Genomic DNA, 17,628 nt, shown 5'->3' on the forward strand with positions numbered 1-17,628 from the left:
GATTATAGAGAGAAATTATGCAGGGGCCGGTTCTAGAAAGGATATTCGCTAACAAACACCAAACGATGGTGGCCTGCATCTATTGTATTCTGGCCGCTTTGCCCGCCCTGCTGTTTCCTCACCCTATTGCTCTGATTCCGCTGGCAGCCATACCACTGGGCCTGATTTTTATTTTAAAGAAGCCTTTTGTTGTTGTACTGATTTTCATCATGTTCTCTTTCTTCCGGCTTCATGAAGTTTTTCCCCAGCTGGATCCAATCAAAATCCCCATGCTGACAGCTCTGGGATCCTATTTCGTTTTGGGCTGGCACATTGTTCTGACCCGAAAAGTAAAAATGTACTGGCGACACGAACACACTGCCTTTGCCCGATTCTTCGGCTGGGTTGTACTGGGTATTGCTTTTTCCAGTCATCCACCCAGTGCTTTTGGTAGCTTTACCAGCGTCTATGTGAAGATTGGCATAATGGTTCTGGCTATATCTTGGCTAATGACTGAACACTGGCACTTCAAACTGGCCCACTTTCTGATTATTTGCTCTGGGCTGGCCGTCGGCTATGTCACTCTATACAACAATGCCAATGGCATCGGTATGGTGGAAGAAACCCGTGTCACCATTCCTGGCACCAGTCTGGGCGATCCTAATGACCTTTCTCTAGTACTGAGCTTCCCGATGAGTTATGCCATTGCTTTTGCGGTAACCCGGGGAACGGGCAGAATTAGAACATTGCTTGGCATTGCTGGATTTATTATTTTTGTATCTTCTATCATTGCTACCCAGAGTCGTGGAGGACTTCTGGCCACTGTCGCAGTTATGGGGATATTTGGCCTGAGAATCATCAAGTCAAAACTACTACTGATCAGTATTTGCAGCTTTAGCTTGATGATTCTGGTCGCTGCAGCAGGTATCAATGACCGTAAGTCAGGTGGTGCGGCAGAAAAAGGTGTAGATGCGTCTGCGATGGGTCGTATTCATGCCTGGGAAGCTGCCTTTTTCATGGGATTGAAAAACCCTATGACAGGTGTAGGTCTCTCTTTGTTCCTTGATAACTATTGGGATTACGCGACCCATAGTCGTGCAGAAGGGCAGGCTCATGTGACCCACAGCACCTGGTTTCAAGTGCTGGCAGAAGCTGGTTTTTTTGGACTGGGACTCTTTGTATTCCTGATTTTCAGTATTTTCATGTCTATTCGCTCGTCACTGGACAGACTCGACAGGAATAGAGGTTCGCCGGAATATGACCCTCATTTAACAGCAATAACCGTTGGCACCTATGCAGGCCTGGTAGGTTTCTGCGTTTCAGGAAGCTTTCTCAGCCAGGGCTTCTTATGGCCTATCTACATTATTACTTCGATTAGTATTGCTATTGCCAACTATATGGATACCTATCACCCAGAGAAAGCAGAAGGGGAAAAAGGGTCTATAGTTAAAAAATCAAGGAAGTCCAACAATTCGTTTATAGACGGCAAGGATAAGCCCAATGATCAACAGCCTGAAAAACTGGCTGAAGTCCGGTAACTCACCGATCGCTAGATTTATTTTTTCAACCTTAAAAGCGATCCGTTACTTCGAATTTCCTCTTATACGACCACTGCATAGCCTTTTGTATCATCTTCATAAAATGATAACGGGCTTCTTTGCCAGTATTGGTCGTGCCCTTTACTGGACTCCTCTCTTTAAAAGTCGCCTTAAAAATAATCCCAAACGTCTGTATGTTTATTCTGGTATGCCCCTGTTGCTGGGTCCCCTTTCTATCACCTTCGGCGATAACTGCCGAATCTCTGGCCATTCTACAATCAGTGGCCGGGCTTCGAGTGTTGAAGCACCCTCCCTCAAAATAGGCGACAACGTTGGTATCAGCTGGCAAAACGAAATATTTGTAGGAAGAAAGATTGAAATCGGCAATAACGTCCGACTGGCAGTAAAAGTACGCCTTGTTGGCTATCCAGGGCACCCCGTAGATCCGATTGACAGGGCTAAAGGGTTACCAGATACCGATGATCAGGTTGGCGATATCATTATTGAAGACAATGTCTGGCTGGCTGCTGGAGTCACAGTAATGGGTGGTGTCCGAATAGGCGCCGGAACCATAGTAGCCTCAGGCAGCGTTGTCACAAAAGACCTGCCAGCAGGAGTTCTGGCAGGAGGCATTCCAGCCAAAGTGATCAAGTCTCTTGATCACCAAAAAGAAAGCTTGGAGGCTTGATATGGCTGATCTGGTGGTGTTTGGAGAAGACTGGGGTGGCCTGCCATCCAGTACCCAACATTTAATCAGGCATCTGCTGACACGGCACCGTGTCATCTGGATCAATTCGATAGGTATGCGCAGCCCGGGCCTGAATAAAAAGGACATGCAACGGATTGTTCTCAAAGCAAAAAGTATGCTTAAGAGAACCAATGTTCTTACTGAAGATATCAGTGAAGGCCCATCCCCTATTATTCTCAGTCCCAAAGTTATCCCTTTTCATAATCTGTCCATCGTTCGCCAGTTTAATAAAAACCAGCTGGTCAAAGACATCCGCGAAGCCTGTAAAGAACACGGATTTAAAGACATTATTCTATGGACATCTCTGCCGACAGCTGTCGACGTAGTTGGCTCTTTAAATGAAAAAGCTTCGATTTACTATTGTGGTGATGACTTTAATACTCTGGATGGCGTCGATCATTCGACCGTAAACCCGATGGAGCGGGAGTTGGCAGATAAGGTGGATCTGATTCTGGTAGTCAGTAAGGAGCTTGCTGAAAAGCTGCCTGGCCCTTCCACAGTGATGTTCCCTCACGGAGTTGATTATGACCTGTTCTCCTCTCCTCGTTCTCACCCTGGAGACTTTCCAAGGCAGGGACCTGTTGCCGGCTTTTATGGCAGTATTTCAGAATGGCTCAATGTTGAAATGCTGACTCAGGCAGCAACAGCCTTACCCGGCTGGCAATTCGTTTTTGTCGGAACCATAAAAACCGATGTTGGTGCTCTAAGAGAGATACCGAATGTGCATTTTCTTGGGCCAAGACCGCACTCTAAACTCCCTGCTTATGTTCAGAACTGGGACGTTGCCATGCTGCCTTTCTGCCATAACCGCCAGATAGAAGCCTGTAACCCACTGAAATTAAGAGAGTATCTGGCTTCTGGCACAGCAATAGCTTCTACAGATTTCCCTGCTGTCAGAGTTTACGACTCAGAAGTCACTATCCAGAGTCACAGAGAGCCTTTTTCCAGGACTATTCAGCGAGCATATGATCAAAAAGAAGCAATAGAAAATCGACGTGCCGCAGTAAGAAACGAATCCTGGGAAAGTAGAGCCGCTCAGTTGGAAGAATTGATCGATCATCTGGCCAACCGACAATCCCGTTTTCCTGAAAGGCTCAGTGAGAGCTAAACATCTACAATGAGATAAAGCTGGTAATAAATCAGGTAAAGCTGGACTGTTAAAATAACAGCACTGACGACATTTGTTGCTTTATTTCAGCTGATTTGTTTGAAGAATGACAGCACTCCTTTTGGCAAGGATAAATAAGGGAGTTCAACAGGGAAGTGGATGTGAACAGGGTTCCAACAATCAAACTCTCAACACTATGGCTTTTATCACTAATGGCCATTCTTTCTGGTTGTGCCAGCCAGCCTCCCGCCCCCCTTGAAAAATTATTAACCGAGCAGCCTCCCCAAACTGAAGAAGAATTAATCGGCGCTATAGAGAAATTACGCTCGGAATCCAAAGAGTTGACGATATCAAACAACATGTATCGACGTCAGCTTTCACTGAATTATGAAGAAGATGCCAATCATATTTCTGATCATCAGAAAAAAGTCATCAAACTGTTTTTCCAGACTCTGCCAGACCGGGATAATCTGAGCATTATTCTGTCCATCTCCCCTTCCTCAGATGAAGGTTTTAACTCCATTAATGATGCCTGGGTCAGAGTCCAGGAACTAAGAAGCTATCTGCAGGACTATTCCGTTCAGATAGAAGAACTCTACATACCTGATCAGGAACCCGATACGGTCACTATTCAGGTTTTAGGAGGTGACAGTGTCCAATGATGTACTGAGAAACCTCTTAAGATTACTGGCTATTGCCTGGCGAAGGCGATACATGATTGTTGTGCCAATGCTGATCATGCCCTTTATTGGCTTATTTGCCAGCTTTCTTGCCCCCAAGTTTTATGAAGCTCATACAACAATCCTTCTTCAGGACACCAGTGAGCTAAACCCTATTCTTGAAGACTTTTCTCTGTCGACCAGCCTTGAAGAGCGTCAGTCTGCTCTGAAAATCCTGCTAAAAAGCCGAAATGTACTGGGCGCCGTAGCCAGAGACTTGGGTTACATTACAGATCAATCCACCGAAGAAGACATAGACAAGCAGATTCAGGAACTCTCACGATCGCTGTCTATCGTATTTGGCGGTGAGTTAATCAAGATATATTACCGCTCTGAAAATCGCACTGATATTGCTTTTTTACTCGAAACGGTGACAAAGCATTTTTTGTCTATTGTTCTTGCCCCTCATAAATCCTGGACCACGACCTCAGAAGACTTTCTGAAAAATCAGCTGCAGAGGCAACGTGGAGCACTGAACGGAGCTGAAGAAAAGCTTGCTGATTATAAAGCTCAATACGCTCTTGAATTACCCCAGCTTCATAAAGCCAACATCACACGTCTGGCTGAACTCAGACAGTTACTCATGGAAAAGAAAACAGATCTTGCTGGCGCAGAAGCCGCCTTGAATGAGTTCAATAACAACCTTACTCAAACGAACCCAGTGATTGGCAAGCTGGAGGAGAGGTTAATACAGGTAAGGGCTGACCTAAGCATGCTTCGTTTCCGTTACACGGAACAACACAGCAGAGTACAAGCGTCCCTTCGAGAACTTGAAAGACTCGAAAGCGAACGAAAAAGAATGATCAATGAAACCAGTCAGCTTAAACCAGAAGACATTAAGCGATTATGGAATCTAGCGGCAACAGCTCCAACCCATATAGACGAAACCAGAAACAGCTCAACCACTATTCTTGCCTCACAATTACAAGCCGTTCAGGAAGCCAACGCCAAAGTGATCAGTTTGCAAAATGAAGTAGAAAGCATCAAAAGCATAGCGTTGGAGATGGAAAATAAGGTGACGTCATTTGCCCAGGTTGAAAGGCACCTGATTGAGTTACAGCGCGACTATGACATCAAGATGAAACTCTACGAAGACTTCCTTCAGCGCTACGAAATGGCGCGAGTTTCAGGAGATCTGGGTCGATATGAGGAGCTTGAAAGAATCAAAGTCATCGATGAACCTTTCACTCCCAGTAAACCAAATGCCCTACCCTCTATTTTGTTTGTAGTCGCCGGATTCTTTGCAGGCATCGGTATTGGTACAGGTCTCACCGCCATCGCCGAAATTTCTGACACCAGCCTCAGACTGAGAGAAACACTTGAAACCATGACCGGCGTTCCTGTGATCACCCGAATACCAGCAATGCCACAGGCTCTTTGCCTGACTTACAGCCCGGAAACCGATACCTTCTCAGGAGAGGCCACATGAGCCAGAAGTTTGTTGTTGCTCAGATTGTTCAACACCTTGCGCCTGGCGGGATCGAAACCATGGTTCTCGACCTTCAAAGAAGGGCGCCAAATCCTGAAAGAGTTCACATCATCAGCCTTGAAGGTGATCTGCACGCAGCTCGAAATCACTGGCCCCGTCTAGAAAATGTACCAAGGCTGCATTTCATGGACAAACAGCCAGGTATTCAGTTCAGTGATATCAAAAAGCTCGCAGACCTGCTCAAGTCTCTTGACGTCAATGTTGTTCACACTCATCACGTTGGGCCCATGCTTTATGGAGGCATAGCTGCCAAACTGGCTTCATGCCGACACGTGCATACTGAGCACGACGCCTGGCACCTTGCCAATCTCAAAAGAAGGTTGCTGGTAGGCAGCTTTTTCCATCTATTCCAACCAGCAGTCGTGGCTGATGCAGAGCTGGTTGCAGCCAGTATCAGACAATATATTCCTTTGTTTAAACCATCCGTAGTCATGAACGGAATTGATACTGAACGCTTTCAGCCCGGCGATCAGAAACATGCGCGAAACCAATTATCTCTCCCTCAAGATGTTCCTATCATTGGCTGCGCTGCAAGACTGACTGCGGTGAAAGCCCACGATGTTCTTATCTCTGCTTTTTCGAAACTGTCGCCTGACTGTCATTTGGCGCTAGCTGGCGGTGGTGAGCTTGAAAATAATTTGAAGGAACAGACTACTTACCTTGGAATTGAGAAGAGGGTGCACTTTCTGGATGTTGTCGAAGATATGCCAAATTTCTTCCATGCCATCGATGTCTTTTGTCTTGCATCTCTTCGGGAAGGCCTCCCTCTTTCGCCGCTGGAAGCCCAGGCCTGTGGCAGGAATGTCGTGCTGACAGATGTTGGTGGCTGCAGCGAAGCTGTCGCACCGGAAGGAATGCTGGTTAAAGCAGGGGATCAAGAGGCACTGTCGCAGGCATTGGCTGGACAGATTAAAAAAGGGTGCACTGAAAAAGCTCGAAATAGCGCCAGAGAGTTCGTGGTGCAAAAGGGCAATTTAACCAGAATGATTGATCAATACGTTCAGCTGTATGAGGGAGGAAAGCTGTAATGGAATGGCTGTTGTTGTCCGTATTTCTGATAGCATCCTTCATCGTAATCTATCATCACGTAGGTTATCCAGTCGCTCTCAAGTGGCTGGCCAAACGAGGTCAGACAACGCCTCCGCCATACTATCATCGTCACTACCGGATCAGCCCTCTGGACCATATGTTGCCCAGAATTTGTCTGATCATGCCTGCTCATAATGAAGCGGCGGTCATCACTGATAAAATTCATAACCTCGGCGCTATTGATTATCCAGAGAACAAGTTAAAAATCATTATCGTTTGTGACGGCTGTACTGATGATACTGCTGAGCTGTCACGAAGGGCTGCCAGCCAGATAGAAAACTGTCATCTTGATATCGAAGTCGTTGAGAAACCCCAAAATTGTGGGAAAGTTGCCGTTCTTAATGAAGCCATCAGCTTGTGTCAATGTGATGTAGTTGCTCTATCTGACATTTCAGCACTGCTCTCTACCGATAGCCTCCTTATCGCTGCCGCACAGCTCAGTTATGAAGAAACCGGGGTTGTCTGTGGCAGTTATCATTTCTTCCACTCACTGAGCGTTGGTGAGCAGGCCTACTGGCGCTATCAGAGACAAATAAAAACTCAGGAAAGCTCATTGGGTGCCACTCTGGGCGTACACGGGGCTTTCTACGCTTTTCGCCGTCGTCTGTTCGAAGAACTGCCACCTGATACCATCAATGATGATTTCACCCTCCCCGTCAGCATTGTCATGCAGGGTTACCAATGCCTGTACGATGAAAGGATCATGGCCGTGGAACTTGAACAAGCTTGCAATGAAATGGACTTCAGCCGACGCAAAAGAATTGCCGCTGGCAATGTCCAACAGGCCATTCGTCATATCGGTTTACTGCATCCGAGGTTTGGCAGGATTGCTTTCAACTTCTTTTCTGGAAAGTTCCTGAGACCATTAATGCCCGTGTTTTTCACCCTTGTCTTACTCTCATCTGCCTTACTTATAAAGCACTATCCCATTTTCATACCAATATTCATTGCCCAACTGGCCGTCTACATCTTCACAGTATTTTTTATACTGTTTAAAAAGCAACCGAACTGGAAACTGGCCAGGATCGTTTATTACATAATGTCCGGACATATTGCGATGGCGATAGGGCTGGTTCGATACCTGACCGGTTTGGAATCTGGACAGTGGAAAAAAGTGACCAGTAAAGACAAAAGGAGTCGGGCTGTACAAAACTGATTGTGACAGCCAGAAGCAGTAAGGGGATGTAGTTGGCATGCTCTGTAGTTATCCGGAGTAAAAACCGGAGATAAAAACGATGTACCAAGGAGTAGGACCATGAAAGATGTAACTTATGTTCACCCTATTACTGCACTCGGTAAAAGGGTAATGGACATATCTCTGGCTGTGATAGGCATTATTCTCACACTGCCTCTCTATCCCTTCATTGCCATAGCTATAAGACTGGACAGCCCTGGTCCGGTTTTTTATCGGCAAATGCGCATTGGCTATCAAAGAGAAAACTATGTAAGCCTCTTTTTGATGACCAAATTCCGAACGATGAGTGCCGACGCTGAGGCCAAAAGCGGCCCTGTATGGGCTGCAAAGAATGATCCCAGAGTCACTAAAGTAGGACATTTTCTTCGTAAGACTCGCCTGGATGAATTGCCTCAACTCTGGAATGTACTCATGGGTGATATGTCCATCGTGGGTCCCAGACCTGAAAGACCGGGTATGTGCCATAAGCTGGAAGATAATATCCCGTTTTATACCGAAAGGACTTTTGATGTGGTTCCAGGTATTACAGGGCTGGCCCAAGTTAACCTGAGCTACGATGAAACCATCGATGATGTGAGAAACAAAGTAGCTTATGACCATGCTTATGCATTGTCATTAAGCAGTCCGGCCGACTGGTTAAAAATGGACTTTACCATTATGTTCAAGACTATGTGGGTCATGGTAAAAGGCAAAGGACAATAGCCTTCTGGCTCATTGTCCTCAGTAATTGAGATGGTTCGCCACCAGTATATCGAGAGCCCTGCGCATCCCTTCCCGGCTATGAGCACCAGGCTGGAAAGGGTCTGCCAGGGGCTGTTGAAGCAGTGCGCACTGTATCCCTTTTGGCGCTTCGCGTTCTTCCGGCCACAAAAGCACATCAGGATAAACGCCTGTCATTTCCTTCATCCAGTTCAGCTTCTCGCCAATAGCCATCTGTCTGACGGCTGAAACTTCAGGGCTGATATTACCAATAAATACACTTAACGCGTCGCTTTTCTGGATAGCCTGGGCCACATCTTTCATTAGTAACGCCGGAAGAATACTGGTCATAAAACTGCCAGGTCCCAGAATAATGAGATCAGCTTCTTCAAGTACCGTCAAAGCTTCCTGCGTTGGCTTTATATCCGGAATCAGCATTAAACGATCAGGTTTCTGATCCAGTGCATCTATTGTTGTCTCACCCACAATCTGTTGATTATCAAGCATGGCAGCAAGACTGGCAGGCTCCTCAGACATAGGGATCAAGTCAGTTTCAACCTGAAGCATCTGTCGGATAAGGTTGATAGCATCCATGGGGCGAACACACATTTGATCCATGGCCAGAAGAATCAGGTTGCCAAGGTTATGATGCGTTAGCTCCCCGCTGTCTTCCTTGAAACGATATTCAAAAAGGATACGAGCCAAATTGGGACTGTCAGAACAGAGCTGATTAAGACAATTCCTAAGATCACCCCACGCTATGCAACCACTGGCCTCTCTCAGTCGGCCAGTTGATCCACCATCATCTGTAGTGGCAACAATACCTGCGAGACGATCTTTCATGAAACCAAGGCTGGCCATGACCCTTCCCAGACCATGACCACCGCCTATAGCGGCAATACGACGACATTTAAAAAGAGCGTTGACGGATTGCATTTATAATTGAGGAGTTGTGACTGTAATAGAAAATTATAGATGAAAGGTAGGACTAGCGTCTCTACCTTTAGACAACTTTCTCCAAAGGTGAACCTTTACTGCCGAAACGCTCAGGAATCAATTCAGGTAATCTTCTCAACAAATAGGCTTCCAGTCGGACTTTACCCGACTCATCTAATTCAATGCCCAATTTGCTGCGACGCCAAATAATATCTTCCACCTGGTAAGCCCACTCATTTTCAATCAGATAGTCAACTTCAGCTGCATAAAGTCCAGCACCAAAATCTTCACCGAAATCTTCCAGAGAGCGACTCTTGCCTATCAATCGATAGCTCAGGTTTCCATAAGTTCCGCTAAAACGTGACGCTATTTCACGAGGCAGCCAGGGATGTGCATTGCAGAGCTCTTCAATACATGTCTGAACACTTTTGAATTGCTCACTGCCAGGCAGCTGGGAATCTTTGGTCCAGGTTTCGCCCATGTCAGCAAAATAAGGCTGAAGTTTACCCACAGCAGCTTCACCCAACTTACGATACGTGGTGAGCTTGCCCCCAAAGATAGACAGGAGCGGTGCCTTGCCATCTTTATCCTCCAACTCCATGGTGTAATCACGGGTAATGGCCTGTGGAGAGTCTGATTCATCTTCACAAAGTGGACGAACTCCAGAGTAGTCCCAAACAATATCATCCAGAGAAACCTGCTGTTTGAAGTGTTTGTTTACCACATCGCAAAGATAGCGTTTTTCATCTTCAGAGCAGCACACTTTGGCAGGATCACCTTTGTACTCTACGTCTGTTGTCCCCACCAGAGAGTATTTTTCAAGATAAGGAATCACAAAAACAATCCGGTTATCTTCATTTTGCAGGATATAGGCTCGAGGTTCCTGATGAATACGAGAAACAACGATATGACTGCCTTTGATCAGGCGAATTTTTCGTGGGGATTTTTGCTTCAGTCCTTCATCAAAGAAAGATTGAACCCAGGGACCAGCGGCGTTGACCAGCGCACGACTGCGAACAGTAAACGCTTCTCCAGTGATTTCATCACGAAGAGTGATCTTCCAAATCCCTTCATGTCGTTCGGCATGTAATGCACTGGTTTGAGTACGAACTTCTCCGCCTCTTCTCTGAAGCTCCATGGCATTCAGTACGACCAAACGGGCATCATCTACCCAGGCATCAGAATATTCAAACCCTTTGCTGAAGGAATCTTTCAGTGCAGAATCTTTGCCAAATCTCAGTGATTTGGATCCTTGCAAAGAAACTCTGGCACTGAGGTTGTCATAAAGAAACAGCCCGGCACGGATCATCCAGGCAGGTCTCAGATGTGGCCTATGGGGCAGACAGAAGCGCATGGGGGAAGCAATATGAGGCGCCATTTTCAACAGCACTTCTCTTTCTGCAAGGGCCTCTTTAACCAATCGGAACTCATAGTGTTCCAGATACCTGAGTCCGCCATGAATCAGTTTGCTGCTGGCTGATGAAGTGGCTCCGGCCAGATCAGACTTTTCACACAGGCCTACTTTCAGGCCCCTGCCTGCTGCATCTACGGCAATACCAGCACCATTGATGCCACCACCGATAACGTAGATGTCAAAGAGATCTTCTGCCTGTGCCTGCTTCATTCACTCACACCTGAAAACGAAAATTTGCGAATATTTTTAAACTATAACGAAACTTATAGTACAAAAAAAACCAACATGTTTACTAATTCGAATAAATACGAATCTATAGGTGGTTCATAACAGTGTTATGACAAAAACAGAAGTGTGCAGACAACCCAGATTAAGCCCCAGCGCTGAGAATTCGGGGCGTTATAAGAAACAGACGCATTTGACTGGTATTTTGCTTTTTATCCGCTCGGAACAGTCGGCCAAGAACAGGAATGTCTCCCAATACCGGCACTTTAGTCGTTTTTTGATCCTGACTTTCCTTATAGAAGCCTCCGATAAGCAAGCTTTCATTTTCGTTTACGATCGCCTGTGTGCTGATCGAACTGTTACTGACTCGGGGCAATGAAAGGTTCTGATCGTTCGAATCCCCTCCATCCTGAATGTTTACACTCATATGGATTCGACGCCCAATCTCTTCTTTGACAATTCGTGGGGTTACTTGAACAACTGTTCCGGAGGTTACCGGGAATAACTCTGCATCTTCCTGGCTTGCTACCTGGACATAAAAAGTACTGCTGTTATCAAAAACGGCTTCCAGGTTGTCTAAAGTCAGAATGGAAGGTTTAGAAACTACCTTGGCTCGCCCCTCATCTTCAAGCAAACTGAGTCGAGCGTTAAAGCTACCAATATTCATACCCAGAACAGTTGTAAAGGAAGAAAAATCATCTTTATAAGCTGATGACCCGGGATCAAACTTTATTTCAGTATTACTTCCCCTGGTATTGTTCCAGTCCACACCCAGAGCTTCTATGTCAGCAGTATTGACATCAATTATGGAAACGCTGACTTCAACCTGAGATGAAGGTTTGTCCAAAGACTCAATCAGTCCCTCATACATGGGCATCTTGGACTCCAGATCATGAACAAGAATGGCGTTCAATCTTGGATCTGCACTGATATAAGCCCCTTCCGCATGCGCTCCAGCATTCAATCCTTCTTGAGGCTGTTGTGCCTGCTGATTCTTTTGAACCCCCTGACGCACCACACCTTTGACTGGTTGTATTTTTAAAGGCTCAACGGGTTTGCTCTCTACACTGGAAACACCACCTCCGCTGGAAATACTTCTTAATAGAGTGGCTACGCCCGGGACCACAACCTGCTGACCTCTGAAATTAAAACTTTTATCTGTTGCCCAGGCATACTTAAGCCTGAACATTCTCACTGTTAACTTGCTTTTTTGACGCTCACCCTCTTTTTTATCCAGTAATGCTGCTGTTTGACTCACCATCTCAATATACCTTGGAGGGCCAGACACATAAACGAGTCCATCTTTTTGCTGCTCTTTCCAGAAAAAGCGGCCATCCCAAATTCCCACTTTTTTCAGGGTTTTCTTAAATCCCTGAGTCGTCATGTATTCAAGACTTATGATCTTCTGTTCAGCCGAACTACCACTGTAGATATAGAGTGAATGCCCATCAAAATACCAGATAAAGCCATAAATGTTGGCCATGTGATCCAGAAAGTCGACAGGCGTCAGTGGTCCAATCTTGCCATTAACCTCCCCAATTACCTCTTCAGAAATCACGACCGGAACGTAGTAACTGGCAGCAAAATTCTGTATTGCCTCCACCAGATCCTCGCCACTGCCATAATAGGCGTATGGGCGATCTCCAAAAACCGCCAGCGCTGGTGACTCTGAATCCTTTATCTCTTCTTCAACATCTTCCTGAAAATCTACACTATTTGAGCCGCCGCTCTTTTGCTGGTTTGTTTCAGACTCTGTGGCGACTTTGGTTTCTGAAGCAGACTGTGAATCCAAAGGAATATCAAATCCTGCAGTATTGTCGGTCTTCGGAGACTTTCTTACGTAGTTGTAGTCAACAGTTTCAATACCTGTCGTCTGTTTCTGGCTTCCCATCCACTGCTGTAATTTAAAGTACTCTTCTTCATCAGGTTTGGATCGGGTGGGTGGAAATGCAGTTGCATCCAATACTTGTGCCGGAGGTTCAGAAATTGGGCGAGCTGTTTGAAATTCTGACTGAGCAGATTCGGCAGAGCTATCTGGAAGGTATATCGTTTGCCCCACCAGCAACTTTGAAGGATTCGTAATATTGTTATACTCAGCTAACTCATGGAGTTCAAAGCCATAGTTCTGAGCAATGATAGAAAGTGACTCACCTGGTCGAACGATATGCCTTCGAGTATTGTCAGAATGGTTTGAGGAAGACCAGACAGCAGCCTGCGTAAAGGAAGACAAAATACCTGTAAAAAATAATAAAATAGCCAGAGCTTGAACAGGCAATACGATTAGCCAGTGTTTGAGAGTCTTAGAGCTCATTCGAAGAGTGCCTCCATGCCCATCTTCTAAACAACCTGAGAGTAAGGGTGTTAACGGCTAAATAAAATTTTTCTAATTACTTTTAAATTTTTAATAGCTAAATAAAATAAAAAATACAATAGAACCAGTGTATCCAAGATTACCCTTCAATTCTAATCATTTACACACTTTTAAAGCCAGTTCTACGGTTTATTTTCCTCCAGCCGATGTTAAAAGAGTTTTCTTCTAATGGGGGCTCTGCATCATGGACGTGTCTTTTAAAAGCGGTCTTTCTGGTATTTCATTCGTAAACAGTGACTTTATTGATAAAGATTTCCCTAAAGACAAGTCTTCATTCAAGCCTTCTGGAGACAGCATTTCTGCCCACTTCTGGAAAGCACTTGAAATGGGTCGGACTTTCCAGAACAGGGAAAAGAAATATGCTCTCAGCCTGACCGAGAAATCCCCTTCTCTATCACCGGATGAGCACCACATGATGAGGGATATGGCTTTAAGCCTTCTGAGCAAAAAGGCCGAAGAGTGGCCAGAAGTAAAAGCTGCACTGGACGTATTGAAAGAATCAAAAGAACTACAAGAATATCTGACCATGACCCGAAATGTTCTGGTCGCTGGATAATAAAACCGCCAGGAGGAAAACCCCATGAATAAGCCATTAAGACAATGGTTACTGGCTCAAGCTTCTTACTATATGGAATACCTCCAGCCTCGTAAATCAATTGCATTATTGGAAGCGGTCAAACGATTTGAGCCAAAAAACCCCGATGTTTATCGCATGCTGAGTTACGCCTACCTGCAAATCGATCGCCCTGAAGATTCCATTAAGGCCGCCGATACTTTTCTCCAGTACGCAAAGCCTGGTATGGATACCCGGGCCATCAAATGGATCAAGGGGCGAGCTCTGCTCAAAAAGAGAAAGAAAGCCGCTGTAAAATAGTCTCTCTTGCTTGACCAGACTGCACTCTCCTTCAAACAGGCTGGTCGTGAAGCATGAACCTCGTCGTCGCAGGTATGAATAAACTGGGCCAAAGAAATGACCTCTTACTGGCAGCTATGCTGGTAATGATCGTCAGTCTCATCATTTTGCCCATGCCCACCGTCTTGGTGGATTTTCTTATAGCATTGAATATGGGTCTGTCGTTCATTCTGATGATGACGTCTATTTACCTGCTATCCCCTCTTGAATTTTCTTCATTTCCAGCAGTACTGCTGGTGACAACACTCTTCAGACTGGCACTTTCTATCACCACAACCCGTTTGATTCTTCTCCAGGCGGATGCTGGAGAGATTGTTTATACATTCGGTAATTTTGTTGTGGGCGGCAACCTGATCGTTGGTGTCGTAATCTTCCTCATTATCACTATTGTCCAATTTCTTGTTATCACCAAAGGTTCCGAGAGGGTTGCAGAAGTCAGTGCCCGTTTCTCACTCGATGGCATGCCCGGCAAGCAGATGAGTATTGATGCTGACCTTCGTGCTGGCTCCATTGAGATGGAAGAAGCCCAAAAGCGCCGTGAACTGGTACAGAAAGAAAGTCAGATGTACGGCTCCATGGACGGTGCCATGAAGTTCGTAAAAGGTGATGCCATAGCAGGTTTGATAATTATCTTTGTAAACATTACTGCAGGTGTTGCCATTGGTACCACCATGAAAGATATGACTGCGGGTGAGGCTCTGCAACTCTACGCCATATTGACGGTAGGCGACGGCCTGATTTCTCAGATTCCCGCTCTGTTGATCTCTATTACTTCAGGCATTATTGTCACCCGAGTTTCCAATGAAGACTCAAAAGACCTTGGTAACGAAATTGGCGGTCAGCTTCTAGATAAACCCAAAGCCCTGCTGGTTGGGGGTGTACTGCTTCTGGGTTTTGCCCTAATCCCAGGATTTCCTACCTTTATATTTCTGATGCTAGCCCTGATCATTGGTGGTGGTGGTTATTATCTGCTGAGAAAAAACACTCGCCAGATGACGCAGGAAGCAGAAGGCGGGATACCTGCCATGGCAGCTGCAACTGAGACGGCCGGGGAAGCAAAGTCCAGACTGGATCAGCAGGAAGAATTCACTCAAACCTTACCACTGATCATCGATGTCCCCACCTCGATTCAGGAGACTTTGAACACGCAGATGCTCAACGATGAACTGCTAAAAGTACGAAAGGCTCTTTATATGGATTTGGGTGTCCCTTTCCCGGGTATTCATCTGCGTTTCAATGACTCTATGATGGATAATACATACGCCATCATGCTGCAGGAAGTGCCAGTAGCTAATGGTCATTTCCGTCCTGGCTTTGTTTTTGTTCGTGAAACAGTGGACCATCTGGAAATGTTGAAAATCCCATACGAACAAGAAGATGACTTCCTCCCAAGCCTTGATACGTTGTGGGCTGAAGAAAGCCAGAAAGAGAGATTGGAGAAAAATAATGTTAACTACATGGATGCCCCTAAAATTCTGACATTCCATCTGGCCCATGTTTTGAAAAAATATGCAGAGGAATTCATAGGCATTCAGGAAACTCGTTATCTTCTGGAGAAAATGGAATCTTCCTTTGGAGAGCTGATCAAGGAAGTCCAACGCCTTCTTCCAGTGAATAAAATCACTGAGATTTTCCAACGTCTTGTTTCAGAAGATATCTCTATCAGAAACCTGAGATCGATTCTTCAGGCTCTTGTCGTTTGGGGACACAAGGAAAAAGAAGTCGTTCAATTAACCGAATATGTACGTTCCTCTCTAAAGCGTTATGTCAGCTACAAATACTCGAATGGTAAAAACATGTTACCTGTTTACCTTCTGGATCAGGATGTAGAGGACACCATTCGCGGAGGTATAAGGCAGACATCAGCAGGCAGCTACCTTGCTTTAGACCCATCACAATCAGCTCGTTTCGTTGAAAATGTAAAAAATACAGTGGGTAAGATTGGACACCTTGAGCATAAGCCAGTCCTGATCACTTCTATGGATATTCGCAGATACGTAAGGAAACTTCTGGAGCTGGAGGTTTATGACCTTGCTGTGCTATCTCACCAGGAATTGACAGAAGAAATCACCGTACAGCCTCTCGGTCGTATATCTATCTAACCTTGCAAGATGTATAGGTTGCTAAGTTGTACTAATCCAGCCAGACCTGATCTGACAGTTACCGATTTTCAAGAAGGTGTCTGTCAGGCCAAGCTACATTCACGAACTTTTCCATCCAGATTTTTTTGCCATCAAGTAAGGTTTCCATTGGTGTTCTTGCGCAGCACTTCTTACCTTGGTGGGTACGCTCAGTATTGTAGTGATTCAGCCAATCGTCCAGATCCTGCTGTAATTCTTCTATCGACCCGTAAAGCTTCCTCCTCAAAGCGGGCTGATAAAACTCTCGCAGAATCGTTTTATGGAAACGCTCACAGATACCATTGGTTTGTGGATGCCTTACCTTGGTTTTCGTGTGCTCAATTTCGTTGATGGCTAAATACAGCTGGTAATCATGCTGTTCTGCTTTACCGCAGTACTCTGTTCCTCTGTCCGTGAGTATGCGCAGCACAGGCAGCTCCTCAGCCTCATAGAATGGCAACACCCGATCATTGAGTAGATCAGCCGCCGTGATGGGCGTTTTGGTAGGATAAAGCTTACACTGGGCTACTTTCGAATAGGTATCAATTTCACCACAAGCCTCATCGTCCAGCTTCTTGCGCTCAAGGGCTTCACTTGCGATTCGGTGAGAATAATACCTTCTTCAGCCACCTTGGCTTCCAGTGCTTTTAAGCGCTGTTTGAAGTTGGCCAAACATTTCTCAGCCAGACGCTGCGCACGCCACTGGGAGAAACAAAAACACCTTGCTTGCGGAGTTCGTTGGATACCCTGACTTGCCCATGAGCTGGGTCTTGAATAGCGTAATCAATGACGGCTTGTTCCATCGCCTGGTCGACACAATTTTTATGATTGGGTACGCGTTTACTTTGATCAAGAAGCGCTTCAACACCTCCCTCAGAAACCGCACCTCTGTAACGATAGAAGGTGTCTCTGGACACCCCTGTCATCTTACAGGCTTTAGAAATATTACCGAGTTCATCAGCGAGGTTCAGCAAGCCAACCTTGTGCTTAACAATTCCCTGAATCAGTGAGTTCTTAATTAATCTCGAGAAAATCGTGTAATTTAAGCTCCAACCTTACCGCAAATCACTTTATTACTACTTTGA

Annotated in this window: 14 protein-coding genes and 1 pseudogene; 11 read left to right on the top strand and 4 right to left on the bottom strand. The window is 45.6% G+C overall.

All coding sequences use genetic code 11. The features are described from left to right. Nucleotides 1-17 precede the first annotated feature (17 nt). From GZ78_RS01895 to GZ78_RS01930, 8 genes are all read left to right on the top strand, one after another. Nucleotides 18-1,517 (top strand): O-antigen ligase family protein, encoded by a 1,500-nt coding sequence (locus tag GZ78_RS01895; RefSeq protein WP_201772636.1) that lies wholly within the window; start codon nucleotides 18-20, stop codon nucleotides 1,515-1,517. Next, entirely contained in the window at nucleotides 1,480-2,205 is a 726-nt protein-coding gene (locus GZ78_RS01900) for an acyltransferase (protein ID WP_034832330.1), read from the top strand. Before GZ78_RS01895 ends, GZ78_RS01900 begins: the two co-directional genes overlap by 38 nt. Before the next feature lies 1 nt (nucleotide 2,206). Then, nucleotides 2,207-3,373, top strand: a complete 1,167-nt coding sequence (locus GZ78_RS01905) for a glycosyltransferase (protein ID WP_051785731.1) — start codon at nucleotides 2,207-2,209, stop codon at nucleotides 3,371-3,373. 161 nt (nucleotides 3,374-3,534) lie between these two features. Then, nucleotides 3,535-4,035, top strand: coding sequence for a hypothetical protein (locus GZ78_RS01910; RefSeq protein ID WP_152558495.1), 501 nt, complete (start codon nucleotides 3,535-3,537; stop codon nucleotides 4,033-4,035). Continuing rightward, complete coding sequence (locus GZ78_RS01915) at nucleotides 4,025-5,521, top strand: GumC family protein (protein ID WP_051785732.1); 1,497 nt, start codon at nucleotides 4,025-4,027, stop codon at nucleotides 5,519-5,521. The genes GZ78_RS01910 and GZ78_RS01915 overlap by 11 nt, the downstream gene beginning before the upstream one ends. After that, nucleotides 5,518-6,609 (top strand): glycosyltransferase, encoded by a 1,092-nt coding sequence (locus GZ78_RS01920; RefSeq protein WP_034832336.1) that lies wholly within the window; start codon nucleotides 5,518-5,520, stop codon nucleotides 6,607-6,609. Before GZ78_RS01915 ends, GZ78_RS01920 begins: the two co-directional genes overlap by 4 nt. Beyond that, on the top strand, nucleotides 6,609-7,826 hold the full coding sequence (locus GZ78_RS01925; RefSeq protein WP_034832339.1) for a glycosyltransferase family 2 protein: 1,218 nt from the start codon (nucleotides 6,609-6,611) through the stop codon (nucleotides 7,824-7,826). The genes GZ78_RS01920 and GZ78_RS01925 overlap by 1 nt, the downstream gene beginning before the upstream one ends. A gap of 99 nt (nucleotides 7,827-7,925) precedes the next feature. Further along, nucleotides 7,926-8,567, top strand: coding sequence for a sugar transferase (locus GZ78_RS01930; protein ID WP_034832341.1), 642 nt, complete (start codon nucleotides 7,926-7,928; stop codon nucleotides 8,565-8,567). Between the two features lie 18 nt (nucleotides 8,568-8,585). Here GZ78_RS01930 and yvcK read toward each other — a convergent pair whose 3' ends face one another. From yvcK to sctC, 3 genes are all read right to left on the bottom strand, one after another. Beyond that, nucleotides 8,586-9,500, bottom strand: coding sequence for a uridine diphosphate-N-acetylglucosamine-binding protein YvcK (gene yvcK, locus GZ78_RS01935; RefSeq protein WP_034832342.1), 915 nt, complete (start codon nucleotides 9,498-9,500; stop codon nucleotides 8,586-8,588). Between the two features lie 67 nt (nucleotides 9,501-9,567). After that, nucleotides 9,568-11,124, bottom strand: coding sequence for a glycerol-3-phosphate dehydrogenase (glpD, locus tag GZ78_RS01940; RefSeq protein WP_051785733.1), 1,557 nt, complete (start codon nucleotides 11,122-11,124; stop codon nucleotides 9,568-9,570). Between the two features lie 160 nt (nucleotides 11,125-11,284). Continuing rightward, complete coding sequence (sctC, locus tag GZ78_RS01945; RefSeq protein ID WP_034832344.1) at nucleotides 11,285-13,450, bottom strand: type III secretion system outer membrane ring subunit SctC; 2,166 nt, start codon at nucleotides 13,448-13,450, stop codon at nucleotides 11,285-11,287. Nucleotides 13,451-13,694: 244 nt separating this feature from the next. Here sctC and sctX point away from each other — a divergent pair, with 244 nt between their 5' ends. The 3 genes from sctX to sctV are packed head-to-tail and all read left to right on the top strand — an operon-like array spanning nucleotide 13,695 to nucleotide 16,525. Beyond that, nucleotides 13,695-14,066, top strand: coding sequence for a type III secretion apparatus assembly protein SctX (gene sctX / locus GZ78_RS01950; protein ID WP_034832346.1), 372 nt, complete (start codon nucleotides 13,695-13,697; stop codon nucleotides 14,064-14,066). A gap of 24 nt (nucleotides 14,067-14,090) precedes the next feature. Then, a complete protein-coding gene (locus GZ78_RS01955; protein WP_034832351.1) occupies nucleotides 14,091-14,384 on the top strand; it encodes a hypothetical protein in 294 nt (97 codons plus the stop codon). Between the two features lie 53 nt (nucleotides 14,385-14,437). Then, entirely contained in the window at nucleotides 14,438-16,525 is a 2,088-nt protein-coding gene (gene sctV, locus GZ78_RS01960; protein ID WP_034832355.1) for a type III secretion system export apparatus subunit SctV, read from the top strand. 58 nt (nucleotides 16,526-16,583) lie between these two features. Here the strand turns inward: sctV and GZ78_RS01965 are convergent. Further along, a pseudogene (locus tag GZ78_RS01965) lies at nucleotides 16,584-17,550 on the bottom strand (IS481 family transposase). Nucleotides 17,551-17,628 lie beyond the last annotated feature (78 nt).

This window comes from Endozoicomonas numazuensis, from assembly GCF_000722635.1.
Lineage (GTDB): Bacteria > Pseudomonadota > Gammaproteobacteria > Pseudomonadales > Endozoicomonadaceae > Endozoicomonas_A > Endozoicomonas_A numazuensis.